At 57.1% G+C, this 6808-nt stretch carries 7 protein-coding genes; 3 read left to right on the top strand and 4 right to left on the bottom strand.

Annotated features, from left to right (window positions below):
- Positions 1–232, top strand: a 232-nt coding sequence (locus IIA05_12660) for an ester cyclase (protein ID MCH9027943.1), incomplete at its 5' end; no start/stop codon positions are given.
- Between the two features lie 16 nt (positions 233–248).
- Positions 249–1139: an amidohydrolase family protein gene (locus IIA05_12655; GenBank protein MCH9027942.1), complete on the top strand. Its 891-nt coding sequence runs from the start codon at positions 249–251 to the stop codon at positions 1137–1139.
- Here IIA05_12655 and IIA05_12650 read toward each other — a convergent pair.
- The gene (locus IIA05_12650; protein MCH9027941.1) at positions 1121–2185 is read right to left on the bottom strand and encodes an ester cyclase; all 1065 of its coding nucleotides are present in this window, start codon (positions 2183–2185) and stop codon (positions 1121–1123) included. The genes IIA05_12655 and IIA05_12650 overlap by 19 nt on opposite strands.
- Positions 2186–2276: 91 nt before the next feature.
- Here IIA05_12650 and IIA05_12645 point away from each other — a divergent pair, with 91 nt between their 5' ends.
- Entirely contained in the window at positions 2277–4178 is a 1902-nt protein-coding gene (locus IIA05_12645) for a propionyl-CoA synthetase (protein MCH9027940.1), read from the top strand.
- Positions 4179–4375: 197 nt separating this feature from the next.
- Here the strand turns inward: IIA05_12645 and IIA05_12640 are convergent, their stop codons facing one another.
- The 3 genes from IIA05_12640 to IIA05_12630 form a co-directional block, all read right to left on the bottom strand.
- Positions 4376–4525: a hypothetical protein gene (locus tag IIA05_12640; GenBank protein ID MCH9027939.1), complete on the bottom strand. Its 150-nt coding sequence runs from the start codon at positions 4523–4525 to the stop codon at positions 4376–4378.
- Between the two features lie 11 nt (positions 4526–4536).
- Positions 4537–5682 (bottom strand): cobalamin-independent methionine synthase II family protein, encoded by a 1146-nt coding sequence (locus tag IIA05_12635; GenBank protein MCH9027938.1) that lies wholly within the window; start codon positions 5680–5682, stop codon positions 4537–4539.
- 69 nt (positions 5683–5751) lie between these two features.
- A partial coding sequence (locus IIA05_12630) for a cobalamin-independent methionine synthase II family protein (GenBank protein MCH9027937.1) occupies positions 5752–6808 on the bottom strand: 1057 nt, incomplete at its 5' end.

Raw genomic sequence — 6808 nt, 5'->3', positions numbered from 1 at the left:
CTGCATGTCCCGCGGTGATAATAACGAGCTTGATCTCGCCATCCGCTGGACGGTACGGGGCATGCATGTCGACGGCGGATTCGACTGTCCGGGCGATGGCGCCGAAGTGCTCATTCTCGGCATGAGTCACTGGCGACTGGATCAAAGCGGCATTGTGGAAGACTGGACCCTGTACGACCAGCTGGCGATTATGCGACAGATTTATGCGCAGCAGCAGCCTAGCTCGGACTGAGTCAATGATCGATCAGATCGTCGATGCCCACCATCACCTCTGGAATCTGAACAAGATTCACTATCCATGGTTGATGGAGCGCGGCGTTGTGCGTTTCTTTGGTGATCCGACACCAATTCAACACGACTACCTGGTGGGCGATTTTCTTGGCGACATTGGCGATCTGCCGGTCACTAGTTCGGTCCACATCCAGGTTGGCGCGGCTTCGTCTGACTCTGTCGCGGAGACGCGGTGGCTGCAGTCCGAAGCGCAACGGACACCGCTCGGGATTCCGAATGCGGTTGTCGCATTCTGTGATTTGGCGGATGAAGATACCGATAAAGTTCTCGATGCGCAGGCCGAATTCGGAAGTCTGCGAGGCATCCGGCAAATCGTTGGACGATCGCCTGCTGAGGATGCGAAAAGCGGAAGCGGCGCATTGCTCGATAACTCCGTCTGGACTGAAAACCTCGCCCGCCTGCCGTCGCGGCATTTGTCGTTCGATCTTCAGTTAATCCCGGCACAGCTGCCGACTGTTACCAAAGTGCTCGGCAGGATTCCGGATCTTCGGGTCGCCTTATGCCATTGCGGGTCTCCGCATGACCAGTCCGAGCATGGTCTAGGTCTTTGGCGAAAAGGACTCGCGCGACTTGCAGAACTGCCCAATGTTTACTGCAAGCTTTCGGGGTTTTGCATGTTCGAGCAAAACTGGGATGCCGAACGCGTGAGAAAGACGGCGCTTACTGCCATCGATATCTTCGGCGTAGATCGTTGTATGTTCGGCTCCAACTTTCCAGTCGAAAAACTCTATGTCAGCTACAACACTTTATATTCAAGCTACCTGGATATTGCAGCCGAGTTCTCAGAATCGGAGCAGCGAGACTTGCTGGCCGACACGGCTCGCCGCTTTTATCGCATTTCGGGCTGAATACTCCCGGCTTCTTGCGCGAGCCGCTCGAGCAGGTCCACACCCAGCTGGCGGAAAAGGTGAATCATGTCCACGAACACCCAGTTTTCGATATACATTTCGCCGTCGCGCTTCCACCAGTCAAGGCCATTGATCTCAACCGCGTTGCCAGTCGCCGCGTGGTCCAGGTACTCGCCGCCCTGAGTCGCCTTTACTCCCGCCCAACCCGGCGCCGCGCTGTAGCTGCCCTCGGCAAACAGTGCGTCGAGGTTTTGCACCGAACGATCCGGGAATGCGTGCAACCATGGCTTCTGATGCAGGGTCTCGAATTCCCTGAAGCTCGAACAGGCACCGATGCCGCCCGGCCCGTACCACTGCACATCGGGATGAAAAAAATCGGCCATGCCCATGCTTTTCAGGTCTGACTGATCGAAGCGGTTCAGCCCGTCGAATATGAATCGCCTGATATGGTCGAGACTGTATTGTGATTCTTTTTCACTCTGCGCTTTCAGCAATATCCCGTCGTTCGCGCTCGGCGGCGGATAAACGCCGTCTGCGCCGCGACTCGGCGGTAGTACGTTAAAACCAGCTTGCCGAATGAGCTCAACCAGATCGAGCAGGAAGAATATCTCTGTAATCCTGCCGTCCTCCAAGCGACAAAACTCGCCCCATCGTATGCAGACCTCGTTGTTATTTGCTGGAATCGACAGGTAATCGTCGACGAAAATTCCATTCAGGTACCCCGTGCCGGTCACCCACATATTGCCGTCATTCTTGCCATCGACGCGACCGTTCGACTGGCCTCCAAAAAAAATATGCGTCTGTCGTTTGAGATCGCGGAATGATTTCTGCAGCGGCAGCCAGAAATCGGCGACAAAGGACTGCACGCCGCACAAATCATTTATCGGGTCCGGACCATGCCAGTTAATGTTCGAAACCAGACTTTCATTTGCGATTTGTATCAGCTGGTCGGCTCTGGCGGCTTCCAGATGCTGCCAGAAGTCCCAGACCATCCGTTTGTTTTCCTGATTGAGTTCAATGACCACGCGGACTTTCCAGTGAACCATGCACGATGATGCCTGATTCATTTTCGGATTGTCTGAAAATTTATTCCAGTTGCGATAGATTGGTTGCATCAGCCCCGCGGGAATCGCGTCAATGAAAAACAAAAAATTATGGCAACAAGCCGCGAATGACATCTTCTGGTATCGGGCGCCAAAGCAGCTCCTTAACGACAGTAATCCTCCGTTTTATCGCTGGTATCCCGACGGCATAACCAATGCCTGCTACAACGCACTGGATATTCATGTTAATGATGGCAGAGGCGATCAGCAGGCGGTTATATACGATAGCCCCGTTACTCAGACACAACGAAGCATAAGCTACCAAGAACTGCTGGACGAAGTTTCCAGGTTTGCGGGCGTGCTAAGCGCAAAGGGAGTGGTGGCAGGCGATCGCGTAATAATCTACATGCCGATGGTGCCGGAAGCCCTGATCGCAATGCTCGCATGCGCCCGGATTGGCGCTATCCATTCCGTCGTCTTCGGTGGATTTGCCAGTAAAGAACTTGCAATGCGAATCGATGACGCCGCTCCCAAGGCGATTGTATCCGCTTCTTGCGGCATTGAACCTTCGAGGCTAGTCGCCTACAAACCTTTGCTCGATAAGGCGATCGAGCTGGCCGAGCGGAAACCGCAATTCTGTGTGATCCTGCAGCGCCCGATGCTGGAAGCGGATCTGGTCCAGGGTCGCGATCTGGATTGGCAGGATGCTATGGCAACTGCAAAACCCGTTGATTGCATTCCCGTCAACGCGAATCACCCGCTGTATATCCTCTACACGTCAGGAACGACAGGTCAGCCGAAAGGCGTGGTTCGCGATACCGGCGGCAGCATCGTCGCTCTGAAATGGAGCATGTCCAGGATCTACAACGTACAGGCAGGAGACGTGTACTGGGCTGCATCGGACATCGGGTGGATCGTCGGTCATTCGTATATCGTCTACGGCCCGTTATTCAACGGCAACACAACAGTGATCTACGAGGGAAAACCGGTAGGCACTCCGGATCCGGGCGCGTTCTGGCGAGTGGTCGAAGAACACAAGGTCAAGGTTCTGTTTACCGCACCAACTGCTTTTCGAGCCATAAGAAAAGAAGACCCGGATGGCGAATATATTCGCAAATATAATCTTTCCAGTTTACAGGCTCTGTTTCTGGCCGGTGAGCGTTGCGATCCGGATACTTTGCACTGGGCGCAGGACACTCTGAAGGTACCGGTCATCGATCACTGGTGGCAGACGGAGACCGGGTGGCCAATCTGCGCCAACTGTCTCGGGATCGAGCAGTTGCCTATTGTTCCCGGCTCGCCGGCGCGGCCCGTGCCGGGGTACACGGTAGCAGTGCTCGATGAAAGCGGTAACGCAGTTGCCAGCGGAGATATTGGCGCGCTTGTCATCGAATCGCCAATGCCCCCGGGCACGTTTATTGCCCTGTGGAACGCCGATGAGCGCTATAAAGAAACCTATTTCCGTAACTTCCCCGGTTACTACGAAACCGGCGATGCCGGCTATATCGACGAAAACGGTTACGTGTTCGTCATGGCACGCACGGACGACGTAATAAACGTCGCAGGTCATCGATTGTCCACAGGCGCAATGGAGGAAGTACTGGCAACACATCCCAAGGTCGCAGAATGCGCAGTAATCGGTGTAGCGGATCAGCTCAAGGGCCAATTACCGCTCGGCATGCTGGTGCTTAGCACAGGCGTTGATCAGGATGCGAGAGAGATTGTTGCGGACGTGATCGCGATGGTCCGTAATGAAATCGGACCGGTGGCGGCATTCAAGCTCTGTACGGTGGTCGACCGGCTGCCAAAGACCCGGTCGGGAAAGATCCTTCGCAGCACCATGCGCAGCATTGCCGACGGCGAGCCCTGGACCATGCCTGCGACCATAGACGATGCCGAATCTCTGCATGAAGTGACGCTTGCATTGCGACGCCTTGGCTATGCAAACGAGACCGATGACGGCCCCGACAGCAAGGGCTTCGTCAGATCTATCTGAGTGCTGCAACCAGTTGGCAGCACCCGCCAACAAAAATGCCTGATCCGATTGCAGCAAAAACAATGATGCGCCGTGATCCTGCCACTGCTTTGCTTCAGCGACATCTGTAACGGACATGCCGAACGCTGTGTTTGCTTTCTGGCCTGCAACACAAATCGAAGCAACGGCATCCACAACTACGGGGTCATTCGGGTCGGTCATGCCAAGGGCAAGGTCAGGTCGATGCGGCCGATGGACAGACAGTCGACCCTCTCAACACCAGCAATGTCGTCAATTGCGTCCAGTGCACTGACGTCTTCGATCTGCGCAATATACGAGGCGCTGCCGAAATTGACTCCGATTCGCATCACTCACTTCATTATCCCCAGAGCCGGTCGCTGGCAATCCTCGCCCCTTCCGCCATGGTTGCGAGTTTCGCGTAAGCGATTTCACCGTCTACGGCGCCGAATCCTGCAAAAGTCGCGAATCCGCAGTCGCTACCCGCGATGACCCGCTCGCGACCGACGATTTCCGCAAAACGACAAATACGTTCTGCTACAAGTTCCGGATGTTCGACGAAATTTGTCGTCGAATCGATCACACCCGGAATCAGGATCAGGTCATCTGGCAGCTCGGTATCTCGAAACGTGGTCCATTCGTGCGCATGCCGCGGATTTGATGCTTCGAAAAGCAATGCACCGATGTTTGCTTGCAGGGCCACTGGTAACACTGTCGACATAGGCGCATCGTAATGATGCGGTCCCTCGTAGTTTCCCCAGCAGATGTGAAAGCGCACCTGCTCCTCGGGTATGCCGGCCAGCGCATGGTTGAGGGCCTCAACGCGGAGCTCGAGCGCGGCCCGAAAGTCCTCCAACGGGCTGTCCCAGAACTGCGAGTGGCGCCCCATGGCCGCGTCGGGGGCGTCGATCTGCAACACAAAGCCCGCGTTGGCGATGGCCTCGTACTCCTCCTTCATGACGTCCGCCAGGGCGTACAGGTACTCCCTCTCGCTCGGGTAATATTTATTGGCCATAATTTCGGCGATGATTCCCAGGGACGCCGAGGGAATGAACGCCTCTTCGGGCGCGGCTCCCTGTATGGCGGACTGCAGGTTGCGAATATCCGTCTCGAAAGCCGCCCTGTCGCGCCAACCCAAAGGCGCGGTGCACATGGGTCTGGGGGTCGTGGCAAGCGAGCTCAGCTTCGTTGTCGCGCTCCACTCGGGGAAGTCTCGACGATCGGCGAACACGCGCATATCCGGATTCGCGCCGTCGAAGCCGCTCAGCCTGTTCTTGACGTACGTGGCAAAGCTAGGCTTGCCCTGCTCTCCGTCGCTGACGATGTCGATGCCGGCGCTGACCTGGTCCTTGACCACCTCGGCGACGGCCGTGCGCACCCGCTCGTCAAAGGCCTTCTCGTCGTAGGGCCTTCCGCCTTCCCTGGCCTCGATCATCTCCAGCAGGTCGGGAGGCCTCGGTAAACTTCCTGTATGCGTGGTGAGAATCCTATCGGTGCTTCGCTTCATTGGAATGCTCCTTTCACGGGAAGACCCGAAGGCTATTATCTGAATGAATCGCGGCGTTTGCGCGGAACGTCAACCCCAGACCTTGCGGGCCGTGTCGGCAACCAGCTCCAGCTTCCGCCACTGCTCCTCCTCCGTGAGGAGATTGCCCGCCTCCGTTGAGGCAAAGCCGCACTGTGGGCTGAGCGCAAGCCTTTCCAGGGGCACGTAGCGCGCCGCCTCATCGATGCGGCGCAGCAAGACGTCCTGGGATTCCAGCGTGGGGTCCTTGCTGCTCACCAGTCCGAGCACGACCATCTTGTCGTCGGGGATGAACCGCAACGGCTCGAAGGTGCCGGCCCGCTCGGTGTCGTACTCCAGCAGAAACCTGTCGGCGGTCAAGGTGTTGAAGAGCTTCTCGGCGATGGGCTCGTACCCGCCTTGAGCGTACCATTTGCTCTGATTATTGCCGCGGCAGATGTGGAAGGCGCTCGTTACGCCCGCCCCGCTCGCTCCATCCAGGCAGGCGTTGTCGGCTGTCAGCGCTTCCTCGAATAGCTTGTCGGGGTCTTCTCCCAGGTCTTGCAGGTGCCGCCGCCATTGGGGGTCCACGTAGTAGCTGTACCGGGGCGCGTCCATCTGGATATAAGGGACTCCGTCCTCGACGAGGGCCTTTATCTCGGCCTTGATGATGTCGACGATGTCCCACAGAAGGTCCGACCGCGTGGGGTAAAACCGGTCAGTCACTCCCGGCTGATAGCTTATGGTCGGAAACTGGTTCGGGCTGGGCACCGTCATCTTGAAGGGGCCGGCCGCGTGGGAATTCAAGAAGGCGGTCTGCTCGGCGGTCAGACGACGGTGCTGCTTCAGCTTGCCGCCTACGACGAGGTTCGTGCCCTGCTCCCGTGGTCTGCCTCCGGGGCCTTGCCATATGCGGACGACCGACGGCTTCTCCGACTCCACGTAGCCTTCCACGGATTCCGACAGGTCGTTCTGAAAGCTGGACCGGCGAAACTCGCCGTCGGAGAGGATATCCAGTCCGATCTGCTTCTGCCGGCCGATGGCGTTGAGGATCGCTTCGTTCTCCGTCTCTACAAGCTGCTCTCGGCTGATACCACCCGTCTTGAACGAGGCCCTGGCCTCTTTGACC

It is taken from the genome of Pseudomonadota bacterium (genome assembly GCA_022572885.1).
Lineage (GTDB): Bacteria > Pseudomonadota > Gammaproteobacteria > Steroidobacterales > MnTg04 > MnTg04.
This window is presented reverse-complemented; position numbering and strand designations above follow the sequence as displayed.